Source organism: Novipirellula methanifontis, from assembly GCF_052161655.1.
Classification (GTDB): Bacteria; Planctomycetota; Planctomycetia; order Pirellulales; family Pirellulaceae; genus Novipirellula.
On sequence record NZ_CP197418.1, the window covers coordinates 4943445 to 4969449 of the forward strand.

A 26005-nucleotide genomic window follows, 5' to 3' on the forward strand; every position below is an offset into this window, starting at 1 on the left:
TCACCCGACTAACCGGAGGTTAAAAAGATAGTTCTGTCGCTGTTCATCTAGGAAACTCGGAAAATCAAAGCTACTTCCCCGCAGTGAAACGGTAAGAAGATGACGACAAAAAAGATCGAGGCGTTAATCCCAGACTTGTGGCTGCAGACCGTGGAACCGTGGGACTCGGCTGCGCTGAAAGAGTTCTGGGGCTGTTTTGCTGGCCGGATTCCAGCGGATGTGGCGGCTTTTTATTCTCTTACCGATGGCGGTGAGATTCCAGAGTTGGAATGTCGTTTCTACGGTCTCGAAGAAGCAATAGAGATTGCTGAGCACATCAAAGGACTTCGAACAGAGATACCGCTTATTCCCTTTTTTGAGGCGAGTGGAGAAGCGTCCGATCCGATTTGCGTAATTCTTGAGCCCGGCTTGGCTGGAACGGTGGTTCAGTTTTGTCATGATCGCGATTCGAGAGTCCATGCGATCTCGTTTTATGACTTTCTGCTGAAAATCGCAGAATTCGACGATGGATATCTCGTTGCATCGGATCACACCTTTTGTTTTCCCAAGAAGCTGACCCAAAAAGAGAAGAAGATCGCTGACAAGCTTGTCGAGCGATCCAGAATGCAAGTCGATGACGATTCGGAATGCATCAATGCTGAATACGAACCAGAACTGTTCGCTCAACTGGCTCAAAGCATGCCGATTGCGAACAAGTCCAAACTTCTTGATCCATTCACTTACAACAATGGTAAAGCACGGCGCGATGCAGCTTTGAAGCTTTATTACAAAGACACTCCCGAATCCAAAGCGAAACTCGCAGAGTATTGCAAGATTATGACCGATTTTGCAAGAGAGTTGGAAAAGGCACTTGCAAAAGAGGGTGTCGAAATCGCACTTAGTGAAAATTTTGGCGTAGTGCAGACTTGCTTTGTTTGCTACCGGAACAGAAAGGTTTTGGTTGACGACGTCTATTCAACTGAACAAGGTAATAAACGCTGGGATCGCATGCGGAAGTGGATTGAAGAAATGGATAAACTACTGGAAGCGTATAGTGATTAATCATTGCTGAACGCGGGTATTCGCTTGATTGGAAAGGCAAGGTGACAATTACGTGAACCGGAGCTTCGGATCCGGCGGAATCTGACGTCAACGCGTAACATCGCCGCCGGTTACGCTGGCCGTTCGTCGGATAGGAAACCGTTCTACACGGCCGCACGGGGCCAAGCGGCCAGTAACACGAAATGAAAACCATAGGTCTTTCCGATGGCACAGACCTGACGCTAGTTGAGCCAGAAGCCGGTCTCGAAAACTTCGTCAACGATAGATCGGCGTCCATCACTAACGTCGGATTTAATGACCGACGTCCGATTGTTAACCACCTACAACAAACATTCCAACCTCGGAACCTGCCATGCAAACGCTTTCTTTTGTCTCAATTGCCTCGATCGCCCTGATTGCAACTACTGTGCTGGCACTTGAAGAGACTGATACGCCACGTGAAACTAAGATCGTCGTCGCCAAGATCGAAAAACAAACGATCGCGTTGTCCGGAGAGGCGACCTCCGATCATGAACTCGTTCTGCGTTTAGGAAGAACAAAGCGAACAAAACAGCTTGAATGGTCGTCCCCACTCAATGGCAAATTCGACGCAAAGTTCAGTGCAACTGATAAACTGCCGTTGGGTGATGAAAAGCTTGGCAAAGGTATCGTTTTCGAATTTACGACAACAGGTAACGGTGGTGGTACTGTTGGGGGCATAACCAACATTGCCATGTCAGATCGCGATCCCGTTCCAAATGGCGTCGTCCGTCTACGCACGAATCAGCCCAAGTCCAAGAAAGTGCCAGCGTTGAAACAAGTTGGCGACGCGATCACGTTTGCGGATATCGTATGCGATGACGGTACCGAAATTCCTGTGTCCGTCCTTGTGCGTGAACGCCAGATAGCAAAGCCGTGAACTTGCGGACTGAGAAGGTCTGATTGATGAGCGGGTTTAGGGGAGTGAGGAGTGAGGAGTGAGGAGTGAGGAGTGAGGAGTGAGGAGTGAGGAGTGAGGAGTGAGGAGTGAGGAGTGAGGAGTGAGGAGTGAGGAGTGAGGAGTGAGGAGTGAGGAGTGAGGAGTGAGGAGTGAGGAGTGCTTGGCGGGGAAGCCGGTACAGGTTGATAGGTTGTGTTCGCGCGTGCCAGGCAATTATGAATGCAAGACAGAAAGATTGTTGCGACAAAAAGATTGAAAAGACGGAGTGTCCTGTGCATCATCTTCCTACCTCCATTTTCCTACCCAATCTTTTCCTGGGGGTGACGGCCGAGCAGGGATGCAAGCACACGCCGGCAATCAGCATCACGTTAGTGTGACCAAAATTGGCGTTCATTCGCGTGATTCGCAGGCAACTTTCTATAAGCAATAGTTGGCCCGCGAATCTCAATGCTCGTGGTGTGGACTTGATTACGGTAAAGAGTGCGAAGTGATGCTAGGTGCGAAGTGTCGGCTTGGAGCCGGATGCGTTAACGGCGCCAGTCCGGTTCTGAAAAGGTTCGGTGAACCATTGAACTGTGACCCATTGGGCAGGGATCAAATATTGTGACACCACAATAGGAAGTCTGTGGCTAACCGCGAACATAAAGCGCATCCTAACATCCGAGCGACACCGTTCTACGCGCCCGACGTCGCGGGTGAGGCGTTTTGAGATGGAAACCACATTGCCCCGACTCCGTCATCGCGGGCCGTTCGCGGATCAAGGAATCCATGAGTGACTCATGATCGGTAATCAACGCATGCTTACGCGGCAGAGTTCAATCGCTGTGAGCGTTATTCACGCGGACGTCCATCGACGAGGTCTAATTCGCGGGTGACGCTTCCTTCTTCGTCCCATTCGGTGTACTTGCCCTCCCATATGCCTTGTTTCTTCGAGCCGCGAGCTTTGGGCTTGCCACTTTCGTAAAACGATTCATATGCGCCGTGGGCAACTCCGTCGACGAAGCTTTCGCGATGCTCGACCTTGCCGCTCTCGTAGTTCACGACGAGCGTGCCGGATAATTGTCCGTTTTTAAACGGATACTCCGCCCAGCACTGCCCCGAGTCAAAAAAGTACTCGCTCTTACCGTGTCGCTTTCCATCGACGTACGGAATCGTCTGGACCACGCGTTGTTTCTCTCCATATCGAGTGAGAACGCCATCGACAAATCCTGCTTTGACTTTTGCTCGGACCAGCACCGCGCCGTCGTCATCCTCATGAATCATCTCCCCGGTGAAGGGTGTCGATTCGCCGAACTTGTGAATCTTCGTATCAATGTATTCAAACCCGTCACAGAACTCGTGGACTAATCGAAAACCGGGAACAGCACCGGTCTCAACGTATTGAGAGTGATACATGTCCATGAAGATCGTGATGTCTTTGCCCTTGACCTGGTACATATCCATGATGTGGCCATCAGCGGCGGCACCGGTGCTGCCCACCCGGCTCGCTCCAACGCGTTTTCCGTCTAAGTCTCGCAGTCGCGACAGGTACCAGTGCTCTCCGTCCGGGGCATCGCAGCGAACCGGATTATCCTTGCTTCCAATTGCAGCCGCAGGTTTGGAGTTGCTGCGCTGGATTGTTTCCTGCGCGGTTCCACTCGTTGCGAGCAGCAGCACACCGCAAAGAACAAACTTTTTAAGAATCGATTGCATCGCCGAACCTAGTAGAGAGCTTGAACCAACCGAGTCGATTATATCAATGACACCAATTCACGCTAAGATGACATGCATCGCTTACTGAACTTCCGAATGGGAGTGGCGAACCATGCCGTCCACCGGAGGACGGCTTCGGGCGTTTATAAATGGAAAGTCAACTCGCCGTCACGGTGACGGCAATCGTTAGGCTTGAGGAAAAACTCATGAAAGCCATTCTACTTGCTCTGTTTCTGATCTCCGCTGCCTATGGTGAAGAACCAAAGTTTGTTTTTGACAATCGACCGGAGACGGGATTGCCACGGGAAGCCTCGGCCCAAATGGATGCAGAATCAAATTTGAAGGGCGTGGAGTTGAAAGAATTCCAAGCCAAGTTAACCGCGCAGGAAAAAGGGCTACTCGACAAATCTCCGATCCAATTACACGAGATAACCGAGGGAACGATCAAGACTGTCCGGATCCGTTATTTCAACCAAGAGACCTGGGAGACCGAAGAGCAAGCACGCGAGTATGTTCGCGGCTTTCTCGCTCACAAATCGTTGAATACGTTTGGCTTTCAGGTTTGGTCTCAGGGCGTCGACGTGCCGGAGATCGAGTGCCTCATCGACTTTACAGACGAATACCGGAGTAAGCTTCGCGAGGAGCAAAAGCCGTGTCGCGAAGGTCGGTTGGTCATCTGGAACACTGAGGCATGCTTTCGCAGCGCCACCGGCAGATGGTGGTTTGTGTCTGCGTTCGACCACTTTCACAGGTCTCATCCCAAAGGGAATCGCAAGCTTGCAAAAGAACAGAAAGGACAATGAAGCCTAACAAACCGCTGGACCGGAGTGCCCGATCGGGTCGGAATTGAATGGGAGGCGGATCGGCGGCGACCCGGTCAGGAGTGCTCGGCAGTGGATCAGGGTGCAACGTGTGTGAGGAACCGTGCCGGTGCACACGAGTAATTAAAAAAACTGCTTTTCTAGTGGTCACTTTTCCGTTCGTGCCAGGTGACCTCGGGCATTCGTCGAATCAATCATGCTTGAACAGTCGCAACGAGAACGTCTGCAGATCATTCATGCCTACGAATGGGCAGCCGATACGGAGGCTGATAGCAATGCAAACCTCGAACGCCTGTACCACGCAATAGAAACCGTCGAGGAACTTTGGTTTGCGTCATTTATCATTCCGCTCAATCCAGAAGGCGGCGACTTTTCCTTGATCCTCGATCATCCACTATGCGATCGTGGAATAGCGTCATTTCTATATTGGGCGTTAGATCCGGTCAAATTGTATGCTGAATTCGAGTCAGCCAAGATGTTTGTTCCAGCGCTCCAATTACTTCGACAAATAGAGTCACGATTGCTGTCGGGTTATTACCAATCAGCTGTCGTGGGTTTCTCGCCTACCATGCTCGATCGACAATTGGAACACGACCGAATCCCAACTGAATTGCGGGCTCCGACGAAAGGAATCCATTTTTCGTTGGACTACAGGGATGCTGTATTTGCGCCAAGGTATTAAAATTAACGAACAAAGAAATTCATGCGAGTTGCGAGTCACCCCTTTCCACACGGTGAGTCACTCGGCCGCAACCACGTGATTTCGGTCGTTATTTGCCTCAACCAAACGAGACATGACCGACATGCCCGTAATCATACGCCGTATTGTTGACGACCGCTTCCAGAACCATATCGAAATCGCGTGAGGCTCATGGGATCTGCGTACTCAAATTGAGGCACTCGAAGAGTGGTTGGTCGCCAACCCGACAGAACTCCATTCTTCGCATCATCGGGGTGCCGACGTCGGCTTCACTGTTCGCTTGAATGCAACGGGCGGCGGTCCACCGATTACTCGGAAACTGATGGAAATGTGCATCGGATCAAACCTGGAAATCTACCTTTCCGAATACGATGCCGAACCCGATTCGTAATGCGATTAAGGTCACATGGAAAACGGTAAATCGAAATGGGGCTATACCGAGTTCAACGGACTTTTCAACCGAGTTCGCTCATCGCCGAGGATTCGAATGTTCCTCAAGCTTGACCAGGATGGGGGTCGCCACGGATCGGATGCACGCTACGGCAAATACAAATCGGTGGATGGGAGGGTTCCGCGCAGTCGGTTCTGAGGTCAAGTCCTCTCCTCGCCCCGTAACCCCGATAGTCTCGTTACCTGACTGACCTTTCGCGACACACTCGACTACGGCCTGATTGTGAAGCGATCGGTTCGGCAAACCGGACAGACTGACGCCTGTTGAACGCAGGGCGGCCCCATTCCACAGCGTCATTCGTGTGCGAGTAGTGCAGAAAAGTGTTCCCATCATGTTGAGACGCTCATTACCACCCAGAAACGTAATCGTTGCTCGGTCCCAGTTTGTTTAAGCAATCGCTTCTTATTTTCTAACCTGCGATTTTTTAACCTTTCCTCGTAAGTGTCCTGCCGTGTGATGGTAGTGCGATGCCTCGTTTCGAATCGGCAGTCAACCAACCCTGCGGCAATCGTCGTTACCGATTGATGCCGTCGTAGATCGAAGTTCGCGGCAGACAGAAAGACTGATGCGACAGAAAGATTGGAAAAAAGCTGATGTCTGGTGCCTCATCTTCCTCCCTCCATATTCCTACCCTCTCCATTTCCGATTCTTCGCATCATCGGTACTGATGTTTCGGTCTCTCCTGCCGTCGCTTCGCGACTGTACGCCTGGGTGTTTGCACGGTTCCCCGGACTCACGTCCGGGGCTTTAGCCTTTCGTCGCGTTGCGACTGACGGTTGAACTGGGATCTATTGGAGAGGGATCAAATATTGGGACACCCCAACGAGAAATCCGTGGCAAACCGAGGACACAAAGCGTATCCTGACATCCCAGAGACGCCGCTCGACTCGCCCGAAGGACCGGGCATCGCGTTTTTGCGATGGAAAATCAACTCCCTGACCTCGGTGATCGTTAACGTTCGTCGGCTCGAATTGAATCAGAGGCACACGCATGCAAAAACGAACCGTTTATTTTATCGCTTTGGCTGTCGCCGTGCTTGTGATTGGAACAGTGCTTGCTTACACCGTATTCGCGAGCCGATCCGATCTCGATGGTTTTGTTAAACAACGCCTCGCTCTGCTGAAGCAACTTGACGCCAACATGATGAACCTCCCTAGTGGTTTTGAACATGTGTTGCCGCCGAACGAGACATCATCTCATCCGCCCGCCGGACACATTGAATCCGTGGTTCAACAAGGCAATCTTTGGTACGCCGACAACTTTTCATCCTACGATCTAAGAATCGTCGCCCCGCTTAATGACGCGTCGCCACGTGATAATCTCGATAAACTGTTTCCGCATTTGGCGACTGGGATAGCGGACCTTGGATTCACATCGCCAAAGAGTGGTGGTCCGGACTGGATTGTCGACAACGAACGGGCCGCTCATTCGACATACTGGCGTGACTCCGACCGCAACTTCATTATCACTATTTCCGTCGTCATCGATGCTGAATCCGATTCCGCTCATGTCACACGGTACTTACACGAACGGTTCGTATGAAGTACACCGGCGAACTAGGCGTTGCATGTGAGCGGGCGGCAGCGTGTGTCGAGAAATCCACATCAACCGCGCCCGCCACGTGAACATTTTTCTCTCGCATTGTAAATTGCTCCGATGAAATTGCTGCTTGTTAGTTTTTCAACCGTCCTGATCGCGGCCGCTTTTGGGGCGGGTTGGTTGCTGGGGAATCGAGAATCCACTCATCGTCAACTGCTAGCTGCTACAGAGTGCGAAAAACGCATTGCGGAAGCCCTGAATGTTGCCAAGGTTTTGAATGACGCTACGAATACAAACTTATGGATTGGAAACCAATTCTCCGATCAACAGCAAAAAACAATGCTGCTCGCAGAGATCCTCTCGCTTTCGCAGGCTGAGCCGTACAAAAATGATAGCCATGACGGAATGGTTGCTGGTGACAACGTCTTTCTCATGCACGCGAGAAACGCGTTGGAACTGCTTGAATTTGAATCGGCTGAATCATTCGAGCATCTGCTGGGCCAAGAAGGTCACTTTGACAAGTTGTACCGATCAGCGATTCAGCTTCCTGATGGCACAACAATTGGCACCCCTCTCGATTTTGCACATCGTGCATTCACATCTCGCGGATGGATGCCATCATTCCCAGCGACACAATGGCTAAAAGCAGTCACTACCGAGGATATTGAATTGCTTAAAACGTGTTTCGCTGACTCCGTTAGCCTTCCGACAGGAGAATCGTGGGACAATCTTCTTAAGAATTACCGTGATGAACTGACGCGAGAAGTTAGTTCGTTTGATTCGTTTGCGTTTAGCTTCCCTTGGAGTGCCGACGATATGAGTGGTGAAGTTTATTTGAAGTTTGAAAACGATCAGCTGCGAACTTTCCCTATCGTCAATGTCGGGGGAGAGTGGAAGTTGGGAAGCCTATAGACATACTGCTTGCAGAACCATGAAATCATGGGACGATGAATGGGAGGGCGTTTTTGTATGTTTGCAAGGCTGTCGCTTGTCGCTCGTGATTTCTTTCTTTACTCGACTTCTATCGATTCATGAACGCTAGGTTTCAAAATGCACTGACGTTTCTCGAACTCGGCACACGTCTCAGCCCGGGCGCGCGTGAGTGCGAGCTCGAATGCGATGTTGAGAACGTATTCCAATGGATGTACTTCAACCTGCCGCAATTCGACGCGTCGTTAAACATTTCACGTGACCATGGGTGGGTTGCGGTGCCGGAATAGATTGAATGCAAATACGATGTTAGCGATCCACGATTAGCCACAGGCCCAGTATTGACTGTTGCGTGCGGAACTGGCCTAAAGCGTCGATGCCTCACCAGTAGCCCTGATTCTGGACTACGCCACACGATGTGATGGATCACGTGAGCTGCCCCAAGGGCTCCTTCATGGCGTTACGATGATCCGTCATGTCTTCACTTCGTACTGATCGGGCACATGAAAGATTCTCCAGTAAGGATGCACGGCAGTGGTCGGTTGCTTGTCTGGGGATTCGAGCGGTAGCCCATCGCGGCACCAGCCCAGAATTCCGTCGCGATAGTTCGTCGCGTTGACACCGGCGGTAACCAGCTTCCGGGCGTACAGATAACTGCGTCCACCCACGGTGCAATAGACGGCGACTTGCCGGCCCGCGAATGCGTCCGCTTCCGCTTCGTATTCCTGCTGCGTGATTGCACCCGGAATTCTTGATACGGATTGTTCCGCATCGCTGCGAACATCGACCAGTACCGGTGGCGTGTTATCCGACTTTAATGCCGACCGAAGATCCGACGTCGAGATCGTGCGAACTTCGGGCCGCCTAAGAAAACGACGTGTCGCTTCGATGGTTCCGAATCCGCTGTCGCAAAGTCGAATGATTAGGTTGCCGATTGACATCGTTTGGTATTTTCTGGTTTCGTATTTTCCGTTGGGTGCACAAGTTGATTGTATCGCCCCAGTGCGTCAGTCTTCCGAAAAGACTTCGCAGAAAGGGCGCAGATACCTACGCTGATCCGACCAATCCGTGATCGCGAAAACGATTCGCTCGAAAGCTCCGGCGAAATCTCCCTCGAGTGCACTGCGAAAATCCTTTGCCGTTTGCAGCGGATCGTTGGCAAACGCGCCACACCCCCAAGCGCCCAAGACCAGCGATTCGTATTGATAGGCCCTGGCGATTGCAAGAACGCGATGAATCCGCCTGCGGAGCATCGGTTCAGCATCCAATCGACCAATCGCTGGAGCGTACGGTGCAGCACAGGTCAGAAAATCCAGCGGCCACGGTTTGTCGCATTCCACTCCCGCATCGTTTCGGAAAACTGGCACGTTCGGCGAGAGGATCGCCCAGTCGCTTGAGGCGGCCGGATCGTTGTCGCGATGGAATTCGTACATCGGATCGCCAAACAGCGTGGTGTACAACGCACTAGATCGGCAAAGCGTTTCCTCTTGTGCGGTCGCGCCTCGCAAGAATCCACCGCCAGGCTCAACGCCATTGGCAAAATTGAGTGCCAACGGTCGACGCCCTTCTGTGACCAGCGCATGAGCGGCGGCCAGCGTGGTTTCGTTGGCGACGGTCACCACAGTCTCTTCATGCTCGTCATCAACCGATCGTCCTTCCGCATTCGGAAGTTGTGCATCGGGCGGAATGGAGACCTTGGCCCGCTTTGCCGCCTTAATTTCCGCTGACCAGTCGACCAATCCGTGATCGGTCAGGTATTTGCCTTTGTCGATGGCTTCGAGAGCGGAGCGTCCAAGCGACTCCGCGATTTCGTACCGTATCTCAAGAGAACCTCGATGTTTGCGAGCCAATTCATCCGAATCAACACAAGCAGTGCAACGCAGCTTATTCATCGTTTCTCCTCACCATCGACTCGATCGTGCAAATCCCATTCTCGATCTTCGCCAGTTCGGCAATTTTGGTCCGTGGCGACACGAGCAATTTACGACGCCAGTTCAGCGTTTTGTCGGTGAGTAGCCTACACGCATCCCGGTCGAGGAGAGAGATCCGTATCGACTTGCCGGCCGTTTGCATCGAAAACCGCTCCTGAAGGAAAGTTTATCATTAATGTCGCTGATCGCTCCGCGATCTTTGCGTTTTAGTTGCGGGAAATGCCTCACATTATCAATGTGACGTTCCGAGCGATCAGCGACAATCCGTCAGTGATTGATTCGACCTCACATAGTCTACAACCGTCGAATCGCAAACTGATCCCCTATCATTTGTCGCACGAAGTCTCCTTAACTGCGACTGGTACCGTGTTCGCCGCCTCTATGTCGCCTCGACCAGGAATAGGGTTACCTCTTGCGTGACGATCGCTCGGTGGGCAGTTGCAGGGCCGGCAGTAATCGAGAGTGCGTCGCCCTCGCGAAAATGAACACTTGAATCGGTGAACTCGACTGAAAACTCGCCGCTGACGACAAATCCTACATGTGCCTTGATGCAGGGCTCGGACTCTTGAAAGGGCGGCGAAAACTGAACCAATCGAAGCACCTGGGTTGCGTCTGTGAAACGCTTTTCTCTCGCGCCGGGAGCAATTTCAATCCACGGCAAGTCGGCGAAGCGTATGAGGGCATCATTCATGCTGGTTGTTCTCCTCGACTAAGTCGGTCGACTCGTTTGAGGATGGTCGGATACCGATGGGGGCCATGCATGGCAGCGATGTTGCTCGCTGCCTGGGAGACAGGAATGCCGACAGACGTTATGTAGAGCGGTCGCGTACTGCCGCCTCGGAGTAGCGCGTGAGCGTGATGTGATTGCTTGAACGGATTCTTCGCGACTCCGATCACGGGAATGATCTGATTCAAGGCATCGTACAGATACTTGCCAAGGCCAGGATGGTCTTGATCGTCCAACCAAACATAGCCGTCAACTACGACAAAACTTGGCGGCGTTTTGAGTTCCGCTAGGACGGCTTCGATGCAGGGCAATTCTCGCAAGTAGAACTGCCCGGGTTGGTAATCACGGACGTTCGCAATACTTATGACGTGTTCCGAAGCCGCAACGGCATCTTTCCAATCCGCGATGGCGGTGCAGGCAGCGATTGCTGTCGTTGGATCGGATTCTGAATCGGTGTAGCCGACGTCGATGCAGGCGATTGTCATGCTGGATTCACGTTGATTGGGTCAAACAATTGTTTTCAGTCAACTGAGACACTATTGCCACGCATCGGTTCAGTATTTTCCTCAAGCCAGCCTGATTGAGATTCACGCGATTTGCGAACTCTGCAATCGCCTCGACACTTTTGAGGACGGCCTGCAGCGAAACACACGACGAACTATCTATTAGTGCAATATTCTTTAATCTTCTTAATGGATGCGTCGCGTTGTTGCTTGGACCAATCGGAGTCGAATCGAATCGATTCGATCGAGTGGCTGATGGCCGTAGCTGCTCGATTGCGCACATTAACACTAAAGCCCGGAATCGGGCGATCATCGTCAAGCAACGGCAACAATAGCTTTTGGGAAAGCGGGTTCCCATACCACAAAACTTCACAAACCGTATTACACCTCGATGGCGTATTCGGTTTGAGGAAGTCCGACAGGATCATTTCCGCCTCGCTAGAGGACTTTTCGACAATGAGCTTAAGTAGTTGTTTACCGTCTTTGGTGTCTGGTGGCAGGCCATTCAGAATGTCCTTGGCACGAACCAACACTGGCGCCCAAGACTCTTCTGTGATCGCATTGGCTGCGACCAGAAATAGATCAGGGTCATTCGAGGATTGAGCAATCTTCGTGAGCTGCTCTTTGACGGCGGGTGACTTCGATTGTGCAATAGCAGCTAGGTACGAGCGCGGAAAATCAATCTTCGTTGCAGTCTGAAAGTCATGACTCTGAAGCCGCTTGGCCAAATAGTCTCCGAATTGCGAACGACTCGCCAGGCACGTCAAACATGCCTCGACCATGTAGTCGTCGTCTCTAAACCTCTCCGACTCCATCATGGCCTGGACTCTTTGCCCCACTGCCACGGAATCATCATGCGTCAGCGATTTGACAAATCGAGCCAACTCATAATTGTCAAACGTCGAAATCGGTTTTCTTATCCAGTCCATGAACTTGACCGGTTTCGGCCAGTCGAATGTTTCGTGTAGGATCCTTCGCGCCAGCAACTCATCGGAATCCAGTTCGATTCCGTTCTCTTCCCTCACGTCGGCAGAGATGATCCGCCGAAAAAACGCTGTCTGCAAAGCATCACGATAGTGTTGCCCTTGCTGAATAAGAATTGCTTCTAAGTTGCGTTTCCTTATTCCTGCGTCGTCGATTCCGGCGAGCTGCTCGAATAACTCATACGTTTTCTGCCCATCAGGAATCGGACGATTGAGCCACTCCAGGACGAGCGGCTCAACCTCCTGCGGATAGTACAATGACAATCGCAGGTAAGCTCCGGTCGCTCGATATTCAGAATCAGGATTCCGAAAGTCCTCGATCAGCTTGTTTCGATGCCCGTCCCTGTCCAGCGTGCCCCATTCATCAAGTACGGCTTGCCTCTGTTCTTTGGACCAGGTTGGCGAGTTGATGATCCGTCCTCCCGTTGGCTGATACCGACTGGATGACCAATTCCGATTGAAGATTTGCCCCAACGCCACGAAACAGAGATCGCCAACGGTAACTTCATGCCTATCTGGGTGTTTTTTCGATTCGCCAAATGTATCGAGATTCACGCCTTTTGGTGCGATGTTTGTAGTCGCACGATTGAAGTCATATTCGTTGTTGAAAGCGATCCACATAAAACCACCAGACTCAATCGGCGGAAGCTTGACTTTGCGTGCATCGCTCAGATGCTTCAGCAACTCGGGAACCGCATCGAATCCGGACTCAACGATTCTTTGCATGGCAGGCGAACGTTGTCGGCCGGTTGCACCGATGATCAATGTTCCCAATTGCTCGGTATCGTGATACGGCAGGAAGTTTGATCCAGAAAAGTACTGACCGTATCCGGTGTCGGGTGAATCAACTTCGACGAGCTGCTCGATGAGCTCCGAGACGGTTTCTGCGTACAAGCCCTGAGCGAACAGGGCGACAAACATGATCGCCCAACAATCGATCGGGATGCGGAAACATTTCATTGCAAGCCCCATGAGAAGATTTGGTTGCTGCGAATGACGATATCCTACGTGTGCGGCTGAACGAAATCAATGAACGAGTGGCAAGGTTAACTATCCTCGCGTATGAGCAAAGGGTTGCTTGAACTGTAGAGGCTCTGGGGAAGGCAGTGAATTAAGGAACGCCCGCATTGGATTGTTCCTCAGCGGGCGTTTCGGCGTGGGTTAGGCTTCTAACCTGACGAATTTTACAAGCAGGATGCTTATCCCACGTTGCAGTTCCACTGATTCCACTTCGCAGACGAAGCGGGATGCGTCGATTTCTAAAAACGATGAGAGAACGTTGAACACGGGATCACTGAAGTCGCCGATGTTCAAGATGCTGTTGTCGTTTCGCCGAGTTGCTGATCCAGCCGAATGGCTGGTTCCCTAGGATTGGATGTTCATGAGTCTAACGCCATTAGATTTTCGATGACCCGGCTAACACGACACTGGAGCGAACCAGACAGCTTGATAAAGTGGATGTTTCGGCGAATGAGGTCGGACTCAATCTTCGTCTGAAACTCCTCGCGGTGCACTTCGCCACTGCGGTCCCAAGTGTCATCGTACGGAATGTCTGTGTCGCAAACGAAGCAAAGTCGATACCGATCACGACATGCGTCCGCCAATTCCGCCACTGTCGGGTGAGCCTCGCCGTGATAGTCGAGAGAGAATTGATACGTCGTGGTCGCGTCGGTATCGACAAACAGATAGCGATTTGCATTGGCAATGATCTCGTCCTCACGTTCGCGATGTCCGACTGCGATCTCCGCGAGCTGCTCCAGCGTTAGACGACGATCGACGTGATGCGACTCCCAATACTCGCGACCGAACTCCGGTACCCATTTCGTTTTTAAACGTTTGGCCAATTCACGAGCGATCGTTGTCTTGCCCGTCGAGGGGGCACCGAGAAACACGATCCTTGTCACTAGGTCCATGTAGACAATCGGGTCCAGATAGCTGCGGAATCGATAGGGTTCTTGGCGAATTGCCGTCCCGGAAATAGGAATTTGCTTTCGATCTTCGTCTACACGGCAATCAATCGCCCCCAGCGCCTGACTGACGTGATGCCCATAAAACTCACTGCTGTAGAAATGCGTGACGTCTCGGTCCTTCAAGAGTTGACGCAGATAGGCGTCGTGCAGTGTGGTAATCTCGGGGGCCTTGCCGACAACGGTTGGCCCATCTATCGCCAGAATGACTTCGACGCTCGGGTACAATGTCCTGATCCAACCGGCCCTTGTCTCCAAGGGAACCGGCGTGACTTCCGGTGCGTCGTAGATCACTACGATGGTGTGGTCGTTCTCGGCAATTGCACGCTCGATCACCAATTGATGCCCGCGATGCAGTGGTGCATATTTTCCTAACGTCAATCCCAATGTCACGTAGCGACCTCGTCCGTTCCTTGCTTCGCCAACTGCTTTTTCCAAATCACCAACCCAACGCTGGCTAGAATCAAAAACGTCATGTAGAGCACCGCAGTCGCGTTGAGCTCTTTTGTGAAATAAACCCAAATGGCAACGATATCGACACCGATCCAGAAGCCCCAGTTTTCAATGTATCGTCGAGCGAGCAAGAACTGAGCAACAAGACTTGCCACGGTTGTGAACGCATCCGGGTAGGGAAGCGAGGCATCCGTCCACGAGGTCATCGCCCAGCCCAGTCCGATCGTTGCAGCTACCGTGACGGCGAGCCAACAACCGAGCCATGATGGCGCAAGCGACTTCACGATTAGGTCCTCGTCGCCAGCATCTTCACGAGTCCAGTAATACCAGCCATAGAATTGTAGAAAAACGTAGATCACATGCAGTAACAAATCCGAATACAGTTTCGCATCGTAAAAAATGATGATGAACAACAAGACCTGGATCAGTCCGGTCGGCCAGCACCAAACACTCCGGCGGATCGTCAGCACAACGCATAGAAAACCAAATCCGGTCGCAGTAAGTTCGATTAAGTTCATCACGACACGTTTCCCGGAATCTTCAAAGCCCTTGGCGTGATTGGAAAGAACAGCACCACAGGCTGTTGGTCTCTAGTTTCAATCTATGCAAGTTGACGCCGTCAAAGATTCTAAATGAAAAATGCCCGCAGGGGGACTGCTACCCTGCGGGCGTTTTGTGGTGGACTACCCACGGAATCATCGAATCGCTCCGCAACGATTCTTGATTTCCGTACAGACTAATGCCTACAGACTCGCTAGGCGTCGTCCCTAAAAGTAGTCGTGCCGATTGACGCAATCGCAGACGCCCCGATCGTAGGCATCAACGTTTGAATCGCTGTCCGCTGCCACGAGGGCATTGGTCTTTGCGACCAAGCTTTTCCTCGAGATGCTTGCCTTGGATCATTCGGACTCCGCGTTTGACTTTCGTTTCCAACGGGTAGTTCGCCGTATCGAAGTCGCGGCTGAGGCATTTGCCCAACCGGACTTGCTGTGATTTCCGAGTGGCGTCTAAAGCTCGTTGATCCAGCTTTCGATCAACTCGACCTTTTCAGGTGCGTCGATGGCACCATTGCCTGACAAGTACCAGTCCCAACCTTCGGCTTCAGCAAAGTAGGCTGCAAAGGCTTCCGCAAAATCATCTCTTGGCGAATTCTTTGCGTAACCACTGTTGAAATTCGCGGACTTCAGGTAGTACCAGTCGCTCCCGTTGCCAGCTTGGTCGTAATTCGAAGCGTCCGGGTTCGTATCTTTTTGGGTCCATCCGCTCAGCGATTGAAACTCGTTCCAGTGCGGATTTTCGACATCCCAAAAATGTCCGATCTCATGAACTACATAGCAACGTAGATAGTCTTCGGTACGAGTGAACTGTTTGTCGGAAAGTACAATTCGCGTGCCGCTATTGAATCCTCGCAGTTCGCCGGCAAATCGCTCGAACGTGATGTCTTGTTTCGCGGCCGTCTTTAGCAAGCTTGTGTTGTCCGTGGCTCGATGAAGTGCAGCCAGAGCGAAGTCCAATCGTTGGACGTCCGAATCGGACCAGTCTTTGCCAGGATAAGCCGTGTCCGTTCCTTCGATCGTATACGTCGCTGTCACGCCATTTTTGAATTTGATCGTCGCATCCTCGGAGTCGACATCCTTCAGCGTATCAGGATCAGAGGGACTCGAATCGGGGCCAGCGGTGAGCCACGACAGGAATCGATCGGCGCCCGTTCCTCCAGCGACCAGATCGAAATCGGACCCGCCGAACAAACCGTCATTGCCCGATCCGCCGTCCAGATTGTCGCCGCCCGATCCGCCATATAACGCGTCGTCTCCGCCGTCGCCCTGCAGGACGTCGCCGCCCGCGTTGCCGAAGATGATGTCGTGACCATTGCCGCCGATCAGCATGTCATTGCCGCTGCCACCACGAATGGTGTCGTTGCCGTTTCCTCCATAGACCTTCACGCCGTCGTTGCTTGTCACCGATATTTCGTCGTGACCATCGTAGGCGTAGATGACAAATTGGTCGTTCACGTTGGTGACGTCCAATTCGATTTGGTCGTTGCCGTTGGTCGTGTTCACCCAGATGTCGTCGCTCGCCGAAAGATCGTGCAGATCGATCGTGCCGGCATAGTCGATGTCGATATCGCCGGTCACATCGATGCTCCCCCCATTAATCACCTGGGCCCGCAGTCTTGTCAAGCCTCCGTACGATTCCCCTTCCACCGTCAGGTCCTGGATGAACAGCGAGTCGGATTCGAAATTAGAGCTTGCCAGATAGGCGTACACGTCGTCTTGCACGACGACGTCGGTGATCACTGCGGTTTGTGACTGGCTGTTTCCCCGAATGGTCAAGTCATTGTTGGCCACCGCGTCGCTACCGATTTGACTTGAAATCAGAGCGAACGTGTCGTCACCCGTGTCGCCCGAATCAATCGTCAGGTCGTCGCGGGTCGTGATCCGCATGATGTCTGCGGCGTCGTTGCCGTTGCCGAACAGCACGCCGAGATCAAACACATCGAAGTCGTGGGCGTAGAAATAGTCATCGCCCTCGCCCATGTCGATCATCATCGATTTCACCGAGCGTCCGTCAACATCGACGTACTTGCGACCGTTGATCTTCGTCGCTCCGCCATCCTCGGACGAAATTCGAAAATCGCCGTTCCGCAGCTGCTGGATTTCAATAACGTTAGCTTGATCGTCACCCTGCACGTGCAATGTTCCCGAATTCATTAGCACGGACACGTCACCGGCCATCATTTCCCGACGCTCGAGCGATTCGAGTCGTAGATTCTTGCGGGATGTGGTTCGCTGGCTCTTCGTACGCGGCATTCGACGGTGTTTGGACAACATGCTTTTTCTCCGGGCTCTGCAAATAGTTAGAAAATGGTTACTAACTAGAGCGGGGATCGCATTGCATTGTTACATCACGAATGGGAGAGACGCGAATTCGTGTGATACACTGGTCCAACAGCTCGCATCGTCCTGTACGGGTCAACGGTTCCCGATTTAGGTCGTGCGAATGCTCGAAGGTCGATTCTATTTTCGACGTGATGCGTTTCGCTTCTCGGCATCGAACAGTCGGTCTGCAATTTCAGCGATAATGCGATCGAGTCTTTTTGAACTCAATGATTTCTCGGAGTATTCGACTTCGTTGGCGGGCTTGTTTGCACGATTGTTAAACCAGCGAATTATTTTAAGTTTTGTTGGTCGGTTTTTGAGAGTGAACGGTGAGAGGACCGCCTTACCCTGTATTACAACGAAGGTCCAAGGTTCACCCGTCCTATCAATTGCGCTGTAGTGTTGTTTTTCGACAATGTCGAGCGGTAAAAGCTTTTCGAAGAGTTTCCTCGCTGACTTTGCAGCGAGAAGCACTCCATCAATTTCAATAATGACGGGATACTTGGGTGCGCGTAAAAAATACGCTAGTTCATCGAAGCTTGTCATTTTGTCCTCCTTGGATTCTTAACATTCTATCGGTTTGCACCTGTACGGAAAGTCGGGCGTCCATCACCACCTGGTGCCAACCGCCGAAATGTCTGTTCGCTTGGAGCGGAGGAAATTTTGAATCAATCAGCATCTCGTGGCGGAATATCACTGATCACACGATATTATGGCCCGATCCACGATGGTCGATTTTTTCTGTGGACTGAACTGCTAACGATTGTGAATCGTTTTACGTTAGCCGCTCGCGCGTGAGCGGCCGGGTTCCACGCATTACCCGGTGCCTTACGGCCCACGGCTCACAAATACCGAGAAAGCATGGGACAGTCGAATTAAACGAAAGGAATTTACCTTGATACGTTCTTACTCAGTAAGTCCACCCGGTTTGGCGAGTTTTCAATCGAGACTGACGCGAGTAGAAGATCCTCGACGTCTCCGAACAATTGCCGCCGCCTTTCTCTGCGTGAAACGCTAGACTTGATCCTTGAAACGTGTAGCTAACCGACAAATAAGAGGCTTTTCTGAGATGAAAGTAATTGTAGATTTGTGTGTCGTCCCGATTGGCGTCGGTGTATCCGTGAGTAAGTACGTCGCGGAGTGCCAGAAGGTATTGCAGGAAGCCGGACTGGAGCATCGGCTTCACGCCTACGGGACAAACATCGAAGGTGACTGGGATGATGTTTTCGCCGCGATAAAGCAGTGCCATGAACGTGTTCATGCACTTGGGGCGCCGCGAATAACCACCAGTATTAAAGTGGGAACTCGGACGGACCGAGAACAGTCGATGCAGGACAAGATTGACAGCGTCACCAAGACCTGAACCTAGATGTCGCCACCAACGCGAGGTAACGTCGGCCTAATGGTTTGGTGTTAGCCGATCAATGAACCTGCGTGGTTCATCCTGTAAGCGATCGAAGCTTGTCGTCGTTTCTGTCAGCACGATTGCGGAAGCATTGGCGACGTCAATGATACGCGGCACTTCGCCCGAGTTGCATGACCTTCAAAGTTTCGAAAGTCGGTTGTTTGCTGCGGCAATCGCTAGAACCCGAGCTTTTCGAAGTCACGCAGAAGCTTTTGACGAATCATTTTACGAGTCGAATCATCCTGTTCGGCGGCCAGCGGATATTGTTCGACGGGGTCCTCGGCCATGTGAAACAGCCGGCCGTCGTTGTACAGTTTCCAGTCTTGCGTTCTTACCCATTTCAGACCCGAGCTTTTACCGTCGGGTTCGACGCCACCGGGCTTGGGAAGCACGGCTTCCTCGCAGTAGGCGAAAGAACGTGGCGAGGCACGCTGACCTCGAAGCCGGTTGGCGAAACTGACGCCATCCAACTTTGGGTTTGCCGGCAGAGGCACGCCAGCCAAATCGAGAAAGGTCGGCAGGATGTCGCTGAAGTCCACGAGGTCATCGACTTGCTGTCCTGGCGAAATCGTGCCTGGCCAGTTGGCGATCATGGGAACATTCGTACCGGCATTGTTTAATTGCTTCTTTCCCCCCGGCACATCAAGTCCGTCTCGACGCGAAACCACCGGAGTTCTGATGAGGTCCTTGCCCGCGGCACGGATGATGATCTCCGGCGGTGTACCATTGTCCGCGAGGAACAGGATCAGTGTGTTTTCACGAAGCTTCAGCGCGTTCAGCGCGGCCACCATTCGGCCGACTCCTCGGTCCATTTCGGCGACCATTTCTGAATAGTTGTCATAGCGATCGAAGGGACCGTGGGGGACGGGGGGATCCAGATCGTCGGTGACTTCATGCGCAACCGCCATCGAGTAATACGCCAGGAATGGCCGATCGCGATTCGCTTTCATAAACTCAATCAAACTACGCTGGTAGAGGTCCGGCCCGTAGTGACCCAGCGTATCTTTCCGCACGTTGCCGTTGGTGTAGATCATCGGCTCGTAATACCGCGGCCCCTCGTGCCAACCGAACAGATCGGATTGTTCAAACCCCATCCGCTGCGGATGAAGCGGGTCGTCTCGCAACAGGCACAGTTGCCACTTGCCCGCAATTCCATTCGTGTACCCAGCGCGTTGCAGGATATTCGAGAACGTTTGGTCTTCGGCGACTTTGGGGTAATCGCCCCAAGCGACACGGCCGTGCCGAAACGGGTATCGGCCCGACATCAATGTCAGCCGCGAGGGATGGCAGACGGGCATACTGTAAGCGTGATTGAATTTCATGCCTGTGCGAGCCAACTCGTTCAAGTGCGGAGTGCGGTAGGATTGGCCTCCATAACACTCCAGTACCTCCTGACCGACATCGTCGGCGAAGATGAGCAGTATGTTCGGTTTGCGATTTTCTGCCTGAGCTGCGCTTCCTAAGCAAAACAGGACCATGCATGATTGCACGAGGAATTTGGCAGGATACTTCATAGACTTTCCTCTGCATGTCTTTGATAGGGTGATGTCGGAAAAGTGCTGGTCACCGGAGCCGTTGCTTCAGTCGACCATTGCGTCTGAAAGACGATTGTATCCTGGATCGCGACGCCTCATACAAGCGTCGTCAATAAAAGGGGGGACTTCAAAGGGCGGCTTTTCTTCGTAGCGGAAGTCGTCAAGACTTTCGATTCACGGCGAGTCCCCCTGAAACTCGTGACGAGTTCCGCTACGGAGGTCTTGCCAGGACTGACGTTGGACTGCGAAATCTTAGCCGTCGCAGTAAGTTGTATTTTGTTGTTAGCCGTGAAATGCGGAACGACCCCAACGTTTGGACTCCATCGTTCTACCCGCTTCGCCAGACCGAAATCCTGATTCGCTCAGCTAACTCAAGCAAGCAAACCGTTTGCAGCGATCCGCGATACAACGAAGCGGAGTGTGGCAATCATTCCGGTGTGGCGGCGTCTATCACCTCGTAAAAGTCTTCCATGATCGCCGCTGAATCAAAGCCCTCCCAAAGCACCATTTTGAGCGGATTGTTCGGGCGATCCACCCAACCTTGATTGTCCAGCGCGGGGCGAGGTATTTCGATGGCTTTGCCGAATTGGGGGGCTTTGAGTATGGCAACAGCCGTGGCGTCGAAGAAGGAACGGAACGGCGGATCGCCATGCTGGGGCGCATGCCGGTAGAGGCTGACCGAATAATCGCCAAAGTTCGTAAAGGTGCCGCCATGGCGTCCTTCGATTTGGTGGTCGACTTTGGGGCCCTTTCCAGGCAGCTTGTCGAAAATGTCCTTCTGGTAGGCCTTCACTCCCCAACTTCCCGATGGATCGTTGTAACGCACCGTCACCATTTCAAAGTCCACCGGCAGTGACAGCACATAGTCGATACAGGTTAAATCCGCCGTCATGTTGTATTCGCCAGGGCGGGGATAGTTGGAGCCGAGCCAAACAATCTTGACGTTGGGGATGATCGAAGGGTCCTTCGCAAGTGCCAACGCAATGTTGGTCAGTTTTCCAATCGGCAACAGCACCAATTTGCGATCGGATTGCTTCTTCGCTTGTGCGATGATGAAGTCAACCGCTTCCTTGCCGTCATACGACGCTTCATGAATGTGCGGTAGGATTTCCGCAAAACTTCCGTTGGCCCCTTTGAACATGGGCAATTGTGGATAGAAGCCGCAGAGTTTGACGACACGCACGGCTTCAGCCATTTGTTCGTCCACATCGCCGCCATTGTGCGTTTTATTGACGGTGATGCCCTCGACGTCGAAGCTGTCTTTGCTTAATAACGCATAGGCGATAGCGTGCTGGTCATCCGTTTCGTTGTTCGCGTCCGAGTCGATCAGCAGTCGGATCTTCTGCCCGTCATCGGCGCCCACGAATGTGATCATCGCTGCCCAAAGCAGTGCGATCAAAATGCTACCCTTCAGTCGTTTCATTTTTCAGTTCTTTCCGTTTGCGTTTGATATAGACATAGTAAGCGCCGCTGATCGATTCGCATTTTGGCGGCGATTTTTGGATGTTGGCCGACTACATTCTTGTTTCGCAGGGGGGCGATATCAAGATCGATCTTCATCGGTGGCATCCTGCGGCAGTTTTGCTTCGCGCCAATCTTCGTAAGTTTATCGCGACTCTGGAACCGTCCATGCCTTCCGGTCGTTCATGTTTCCCGAGTTCGCTGTCGTGGCGGCCGCGTTTGGGTTGCTGATGCTAACGATCTTCATCCATCTTTGCGATCACGGCTAAACAAAATCAGGCCCCTGAACATCACAATGATGCTGATTCTCGGTGGGATGGTACGCACCGCAGACGAGCATCGAGAAATTCATGACAATGCAGGGTTCGATTGAGTACGAATCGTAACCAATTCGATCTAAACGACCACAAGTTCAGGCTGCTCTAGGGATCAGCCAAAGCCATCAGTCGAAGGAGCTCATGGGCCCGCTTGGTTTAGAATTAATTGATAAAAGAAACGTACGATCTCCGTGTAATCTTGTAGCGCGATGCGTTCGTCGATTCCGTGGAATCTTTGTGTGTCACGTTCGGCGATCCGGGCTGGGATAAAGCGATAGATGTCCGCAGCAAAATCGCTGTAGTGCACACTGTCAGTGCCGCCGACCAAAACAAAGGGTGCGACAGCAACCTCTGGATAGACCTCACGAATGGTGCGATGTAGGTCGTTGAAGGCAATCGATTCGGTACTCGACAATCGCGAAGCCGCTTTGCCAAAAGGAAGCGGAGAAACATCCACGCGTGCATCGTTGATACTCTGACGGAGATGCTCCGTAGCCTCTTCGATCGAGTCCCCCGGGATTAGTCTGAGATTAAGGGTTGCGGTAGCATGTTGCGGCAAGACGTTGGCTTTGACGCCACCTTCAATCAGTGTGGGTGCGACGGTCGTACGCAGCAGTGCATTGCTGCTCGGCTTCCGGGCCAACTGACTTTTAATCAAGAGCTCTGTCAACCACAGGTTGGCCATTGCGAGACGCCGACTAAAAGACGGCATTTCGGGGCCAAGAAAGCGGAGAGTGTCGCGCAGCCCACTGTCGATGCGGGCAGGGAATGGAGATGCTTGCACCCGGTCAATTGCCGAAGCCAAAATGCTGACTGCTGTTTCCGGTGGTGGCATTGAGGCATGTCCGACTTCCGTGGGCGAGACTTCGACGCTTAATTGAACGTCCAGCATTCCCTTTTCCGCAACTCCGATCAAAGCAGCGGGTTGGTCAAGACCGGGGAACTCGGTGAAGATGCAGCCGCCTTCGTCGAGGACCATATGCAGCTTGCGGCCGTGGCTGCGCAGCCATTCCGCCATTTTGCCGTTGCCATTTTGTCCGCCGAGCTCTTCGTCATGTCCCAGGGCAACATAAATCGTGCGCTGCGGCTGGAAACCGTCGGCGGCATGCCGATCAATGGCTTCGAGGATCGCCATGACTCCGTGTTTACAGTCCAAGGTTCCGCGTCCCCACAAGAATGTGCCGTCGATGTGGCCGCTGAATGGCTCGTGCGTCCATTCCGAGCGGGTGTTCGTCTCAATGGGGACGACATCAAAATGAGACATCAATAAGATTCCCGGCAAACTGGGGTCCTGACCCGGCCATTCGAGCAGCACGCTGGGATTCAACGGGTCTCCAAAATCGCCGCCGGTCCGGCGAACAAACGGAGGGCGATGCAGGGCGGGAAACGTCTCCGCTAGATAATCTCGAAATTGAAACAGTGGCGAGTCCTCCGTCAACGTCGACGGATGTTCGGACACCGTCGGAATTTGGATCGCCCCCTGGAAATGCTTGTAAAGCGACTCGTTGTTCCAGGGTATCTGCTGTGCGGGCGCAACCTGCAGTTGTTTGCTCGAGAACCAAAGATAATTCCAGCCCAGGACAATCAGCAGCATGATGAGAAGCCCCGTGAGGACATAACTGCTGCGACGAGCGAATTTCTTTAAGTGATTCATCGGAACCTCTTTCCATGAAGCAAACGATGCCGCTGGGGTCTCGCCATGAATTGATTCAAGCGAGATCGTAGTTGGCACGTCATGGCTGTGGTAGGGTATCGCAAAATTGGTACGACCTGCGTCGTGGCCATTCAGTCAGCGAGCACTTGCCTCCGGTGCAAGAAGACTGCTCAGTGCCTACAATTGAACTGAAGACGACTACAATCGACTGCTATACGGAGCAGGGTGGACTGTTGAAATCGTACCAGTAGGCAGCATAGCAAATTGCCTTGTTGAGTCGAAGGTTACAATGTCGGTGTTGCACTCATGAGTTCGCTGGCGCGAAGGCTTGGCCTGGGCGATGCCTGAAAACTTTATGTGATCACTTCGGCCAGCCGCGTAAAATGCACGCAGATTCTCGAGTTTGCAGGCGTCCCACTTCAAAACGACCTAGCAAATCGCTGGAAAAATGGAAGTTTTAGATTTTTTGCGTCATGGAGAGTTGCTGATTTACGCTTAGATTGGAACGGCCGCCGTTGTCCCACGAACACCGTGACTAAGCAGGTAGGCAGGAATCATTGAGTGAAATCCCGTTAGCCGTTTGGGCGAACGCTGTGAAGCATTTCGTAGCGGAACTCGTCAAGAGTTTCGGGGGACACTCGCCGTGGATCGAAAGTCTTGACGACTTCCGCTACGCTAAAAACACACAAACCTTATAGGGAAAAAGGCTTCACAGCGTTGCGTTTGGGCGCTAGCCCCGGTTCATCGCCGGAACCGTGGCTAGCGGGCTGTTGATTTAGTCGATCTTCAATGAACACTGTTAGCCGTTTGGGCGCTAGCCCCGGTTCTGGGGTGACGAAACCGGGGCTTGGCCCAAGCGGCTAACTAAATCAACAGCCCGCTAGCGCCAAAACGGCCAATTTACTGAAAGACTCCTGCCTAACTGCTTAACAAGAAAAGGCGTGTGAATCAATGAACAACCAAGTCAACAGACGAATTTTCTCAGCGGTCGCGACCGGTGCCATTTTAGGCTTAAGCAAGCCGGTGGCGGCTGAGTCGACGGTGAACCCGACGCTTGATATACACGTCCATCTGTTCGGCGTAGGAGACAGCGGCTCTGACTGTCACGTCGCTGACAAGGTGTCGCAAGGTTTTCTGTTTCGTCATTTAAAAACGATGCTGAAATTGAATGACGCTACAAACGGAACCGTTGACCAACAATACGAGCAAACAATGGTTAGGCAGGTTGCGGAGTCCGAGCTTTCGATGGCCGCTGTGCTTGCTCAGGACGCGGTGTACGGCGCGAACGGCAAAATCGATCTGACGTCGACATCTATCTACGTTCCTAATGACTATTTGTTTGAAGTTGTAGGAAGACACCCAAAGCAACTGATCGCCTGCCCTTCGATCAATCCAAATCGTGCTGACGCCATCGATGAGCTTGAGCGATGCCATGACCGGAAAGCGAGAATGCTTAAAATTCATCCACCGACACAAAACGTTGACTTGATGGATCCTAAACACACCAAGTTCTTCTGCCGGTGCCGTGAATTAGATATGACGATATTGGTGCACACGGGGCATGAGCACAGTGCACCGATCTTCTCGCATGAACTAGCTGCTCCGCGGAAGCTGCGTGCCGCGTTGGACGAGGGCTGTCGAGTCGTCGCGTGTCATGCTGGCTCCGGTTGGTTTAGTGATTCACCGTCGTACCTTGGCGAGTTTCTTCAACTGCTCGACAAATTTCCGGAACTTTGGGGAGACACGTCGGTTTTGGGAACCGCTTTTCGCGCTCAAGATTTCGGTCGTTTGCTTGATTCCGGCAAAGAAGTGCTGGATCGATTGCTGCATGGCAGCGACTTCCCCTTTCCCTCATCACCCTTGGTCTTTGCAGACCGCATCGGCCAGGACACTGCACTGAAAACAGCTGGGATCCAGAATCTGATTCAGCGTGACTTCACGCTCAAGAAACATCTCGGAATTGGTGAAGCGAGCGCCTTACGTTCGCATCGGGTGGTAATATCCTAGGCACTTTAATTTCGTATTTGGAAGAACACCGACTTGCGAGGAGACAACGGAGCGATACCAGTGATAGGGGAATCGAGAGTTGCTTGGCTT

22 protein-coding genes are annotated in these 26005 nt (G+C 52.4%); 8 read left to right on the plus strand and 14 right to left on the minus strand.

Features of this window, described 5'->3' with window-relative positions:
* The first annotated feature begins 99 nt into the window (after window positions 1-99).
* The gene (locus SH528x_RS18000; RefSeq protein WP_442511854.1) at window positions 100-1041 is read left to right on the plus strand and encodes a hypothetical protein; all 942 of its coding nucleotides are present in this window, start codon (window positions 100-102) and stop codon (window positions 1039-1041) included.
* Window positions 1042-1393: 352 nt separating this feature from the next.
* Entirely contained in the window at window positions 1394-1939 is a 546-nt protein-coding gene (locus SH528x_RS18005; protein ID WP_442511855.1) for a hypothetical protein, read from the plus strand.
* An 852-nt stretch (window positions 1940-2791) separates the two neighbouring features.
* On the opposite strand, the gene SH528x_RS18010 is transcribed toward SH528x_RS18005, so the two are convergent.
* Window positions 2792-3652, minus strand: a complete 861-nt coding sequence (locus tag SH528x_RS18010) for a toxin-antitoxin system YwqK family antitoxin (RefSeq protein WP_442511856.1) — start codon at window positions 3650-3652, stop codon at window positions 2792-2794.
* 206 nt (window positions 3653-3858) lie between these two features.
* Between SH528x_RS18010 and SH528x_RS18015 the strand changes: the two genes are divergently transcribed.
* The 4 genes from SH528x_RS18015 to SH528x_RS18030 all read left to right on the plus strand — a co-directional run bounded on the left by SH528x_RS18015 (window position 3859) and on the right by SH528x_RS18030 (window position 8075).
* Entirely contained in the window at window positions 3859-4455 is a 597-nt protein-coding gene (locus tag SH528x_RS18015; RefSeq protein WP_442511857.1) for a hypothetical protein, read from the plus strand.
* Window positions 4456-4669: 214 nt separating this feature from the next.
* The gene (locus tag SH528x_RS18020) at window positions 4670-5155 is read left to right on the plus strand and encodes a hypothetical protein (RefSeq protein WP_442511858.1); all 486 of its coding nucleotides are present in this window, start codon (window positions 4670-4672) and stop codon (window positions 5153-5155) included.
* A gap of 1459 nt (window positions 5156-6614) precedes the next feature.
* A complete protein-coding gene (locus SH528x_RS18025) occupies window positions 6615-7166 on the plus strand; it encodes a hypothetical protein (protein ID WP_442511859.1) in 552 nt (183 codons plus the stop codon).
* A 114-nt stretch (window positions 7167-7280) separates the two neighbouring features.
* Window positions 7281-8075 (plus strand): hypothetical protein, encoded by a 795-nt coding sequence (locus SH528x_RS18030; protein ID WP_442511860.1) that lies wholly within the window; start codon window positions 7281-7283, stop codon window positions 8073-8075.
* Between the two features lie 491 nt (window positions 8076-8566).
* Here the strand turns inward: SH528x_RS18030 and SH528x_RS18035 are convergent, their stop codons facing one another.
* The 10 genes from SH528x_RS18035 to SH528x_RS18080 form a co-directional block, all read right to left on the minus strand.
* Window positions 8567-9034, minus strand: a complete 468-nt coding sequence (locus SH528x_RS18035; RefSeq protein WP_442511861.1) for a rhodanese-like domain-containing protein — start codon at window positions 9032-9034, stop codon at window positions 8567-8569.
* A 66-nt stretch (window positions 9035-9100) separates the two neighbouring features.
* Window positions 9101-9985: a TIGR02452 family protein gene (locus SH528x_RS18040; protein ID WP_442511862.1), complete on the minus strand. Its 885-nt coding sequence runs from the start codon at window positions 9983-9985 to the stop codon at window positions 9101-9103.
* 418 nt (window positions 9986-10403) lie between these two features.
* Window positions 10404-10715, minus strand: a complete 312-nt coding sequence (locus tag SH528x_RS18045; RefSeq protein WP_442511863.1) for a phosrestin — start codon at window positions 10713-10715, stop codon at window positions 10404-10406.
* Complete coding sequence (locus SH528x_RS18050) at window positions 10712-11236, minus strand: endonuclease V (protein WP_442511864.1); 525 nt, start codon at window positions 11234-11236, stop codon at window positions 10712-10714. The genes SH528x_RS18045 and SH528x_RS18050 overlap by 4 nt, the downstream gene beginning before the upstream one ends.
* A gap of 173 nt (window positions 11237-11409) precedes the next feature.
* Window positions 11410-13197 carry a hypothetical protein gene (locus SH528x_RS18055; protein WP_442511865.1) on the minus strand — a complete coding sequence of 596 codons (1788 nt, stop codon included), beginning with the start codon at window positions 13195-13197 and terminating at the stop codon, window positions 11410-11412.
* Between the two features lie 419 nt (window positions 13198-13616).
* Complete coding sequence (locus SH528x_RS18060) at window positions 13617-14597, minus strand: AAA family ATPase (RefSeq protein WP_442511866.1); 981 nt, start codon at window positions 14595-14597, stop codon at window positions 13617-13619.
* Window positions 14594-15175, minus strand: coding sequence for a nicotinamide riboside transporter PnuC (gene pnuC / locus SH528x_RS18065; RefSeq protein ID WP_442511867.1), 582 nt, complete (start codon window positions 15173-15175; stop codon window positions 14594-14596). The genes SH528x_RS18060 and pnuC overlap by 4 nt, the downstream gene beginning before the upstream one ends.
* Window positions 15176-15476: 301 nt before the next feature.
* Window positions 15477-15635 carry an SEC-C metal-binding domain-containing protein gene (locus tag SH528x_RS18070; protein ID WP_442511868.1) on the minus strand — a complete coding sequence of 53 codons (159 nt, stop codon included), beginning with the start codon at window positions 15633-15635 and terminating at the stop codon, window positions 15477-15479.
* 29 nt (window positions 15636-15664) lie between these two features.
* Complete coding sequence (locus SH528x_RS18075) at window positions 15665-17488, minus strand: calcium-binding protein (RefSeq protein ID WP_442511869.1); 1824 nt, start codon at window positions 17486-17488, stop codon at window positions 15665-15667.
* A 186-nt stretch (window positions 17489-17674) separates the two neighbouring features.
* Window positions 17675-18082: a hypothetical protein gene (locus tag SH528x_RS18080; protein ID WP_442511870.1), complete on the minus strand. Its 408-nt coding sequence runs from the start codon at window positions 18080-18082 to the stop codon at window positions 17675-17677.
* A 523-nt stretch (window positions 18083-18605) separates the two neighbouring features.
* Between SH528x_RS18080 and SH528x_RS18085 the strand changes: the two genes are divergently transcribed.
* Entirely contained in the window at window positions 18606-18899 is a 294-nt protein-coding gene (locus SH528x_RS18085) for an MTH1187 family thiamine-binding protein (RefSeq protein ID WP_442511871.1), read from the plus strand.
* A gap of 218 nt (window positions 18900-19117) precedes the next feature.
* On the opposite strand, the gene SH528x_RS18090 is transcribed toward SH528x_RS18085, so the two are convergent.
* From SH528x_RS18090 to SH528x_RS18100, 3 genes are all read right to left on the minus strand, one after another.
* Complete coding sequence (locus SH528x_RS18090; RefSeq protein WP_442511872.1) at window positions 19118-20455, minus strand: sulfatase-like hydrolase/transferase; 1338 nt, start codon at window positions 20453-20455, stop codon at window positions 19118-19120.
* Between the two features lie 448 nt (window positions 20456-20903).
* Window positions 20904-21899 (minus strand): nucleoside hydrolase, encoded by a 996-nt coding sequence (locus tag SH528x_RS18095; protein WP_442511873.1) that lies wholly within the window; start codon window positions 21897-21899, stop codon window positions 20904-20906.
* 494 nt (window positions 21900-22393) lie between these two features.
* Window positions 22394-23908, minus strand: coding sequence for a M20/M25/M40 family metallo-hydrolase (locus tag SH528x_RS18100; RefSeq protein ID WP_442511874.1), 1515 nt, complete (start codon window positions 23906-23908; stop codon window positions 22394-22396).
* Between the two features lie 951 nt (window positions 23909-24859).
* Between SH528x_RS18100 and SH528x_RS18105 the strand changes: the two genes are divergently transcribed.
* Window positions 24860-25915, plus strand: a complete 1056-nt coding sequence (locus tag SH528x_RS18105) for an amidohydrolase family protein (RefSeq protein WP_442511875.1) — start codon at window positions 24860-24862, stop codon at window positions 25913-25915.
* Window positions 25916-26005 lie beyond the last annotated feature (90 nt).

Excerpts from the sequence above, each read along its gene's own strand:
- SH528x_RS18105 (WP_442511875.1), top strand. The coding sequence starts at position 24,860 with ATGAACAACCAAGTCAACAGACGAATTTTCTCAGCGGTCGCGACCGGT.
- SH528x_RS18055 (WP_442511865.1), bottom strand. The coding sequence starts at position 13,197 with ATGAAATGTTTCCGCATCCCGATCGATTGTTGGGCGATCATGTTTGTC.
- SH528x_RS18050 (WP_442511864.1), bottom strand. The coding sequence starts at position 11,236 with ATGACAATCGCCTGCATCGACGTCGGCTACACCGATTCAGAATCCGAT.
- SH528x_RS18090 (WP_442511872.1), bottom strand. The coding sequence starts at position 20,455 with ATGAAGTATCCTGCCAAATTCCTCGTGCAATCATGCATGGTCCTGTTT.
- SH528x_RS18010 (WP_442511856.1), bottom strand. The coding sequence starts at position 3,652 with ATGCAATCGATTCTTAAAAAGTTTGTTCTTTGCGGTGTGCTGCTGCTC.
- SH528x_RS18095 (WP_442511873.1), bottom strand. The coding sequence starts at position 21,899 with ATGAAACGACTGAAGGGTAGCATTTTGATCGCACTGCTTTGGGCAGCG.
- pnuC (WP_442511867.1), bottom strand. The coding sequence starts at position 15,175 with ATGAACTTAATCGAACTTACTGCGACCGGATTTGGTTTTCTATGCGTT.
- SH528x_RS18085 (WP_442511871.1), top strand. The coding sequence starts at position 18,606 with ATGAAAGTAATTGTAGATTTGTGTGTCGTCCCGATTGGCGTCGGTGTA.
- SH528x_RS18100 (WP_442511874.1), bottom strand. The coding sequence starts at position 23,908 with ATGAATCACTTAAAGAAATTCGCTCGTCGCAGCAGTTATGTCCTCACG.
- SH528x_RS18020 (WP_442511858.1), top strand. The coding sequence starts at position 4,670 with ATGCTTGAACAGTCGCAACGAGAACGTCTGCAGATCATTCATGCCTAC.
- SH528x_RS18040 (WP_442511862.1), bottom strand. The coding sequence starts at position 9,985 with ATGAATAAGCTGCGTTGCACTGCTTGTGTTGATTCGGATGAATTGGCT.
- SH528x_RS18005 (WP_442511855.1), top strand. The coding sequence starts at position 1,394 with ATGCAAACGCTTTCTTTTGTCTCAATTGCCTCGATCGCCCTGATTGCA.
- SH528x_RS18015 (WP_442511857.1), top strand. The coding sequence starts at position 3,859 with ATGAAAGCCATTCTACTTGCTCTGTTTCTGATCTCCGCTGCCTATGGT.
- SH528x_RS18035 (WP_442511861.1), bottom strand. The coding sequence starts at position 9,034 with ATGTCAATCGGCAACCTAATCATTCGACTTTGCGACAGCGGATTCGGA.
- SH528x_RS18045 (WP_442511863.1), bottom strand. The coding sequence starts at position 10,715 with ATGAATGATGCCCTCATACGCTTCGCCGACTTGCCGTGGATTGAAATT.
- SH528x_RS18075 (WP_442511869.1), bottom strand. The coding sequence starts at position 17,488 with ATGTTGTCCAAACACCGTCGAATGCCGCGTACGAAGAGCCAGCGAACC.
- SH528x_RS18080 (WP_442511870.1), bottom strand. The coding sequence starts at position 18,082 with ATGACAAGCTTCGATGAACTAGCGTATTTTTTACGCGCACCCAAGTAT.
- SH528x_RS18030 (WP_442511860.1), top strand. The coding sequence starts at position 7,281 with ATGAAATTGCTGCTTGTTAGTTTTTCAACCGTCCTGATCGCGGCCGCT.
- SH528x_RS18025 (WP_442511859.1), top strand. The coding sequence starts at position 6,615 with ATGCAAAAACGAACCGTTTATTTTATCGCTTTGGCTGTCGCCGTGCTT.
- SH528x_RS18000 (WP_442511854.1), top strand. The coding sequence starts at position 100 with ATGACGACAAAAAAGATCGAGGCGTTAATCCCAGACTTGTGGCTGCAG.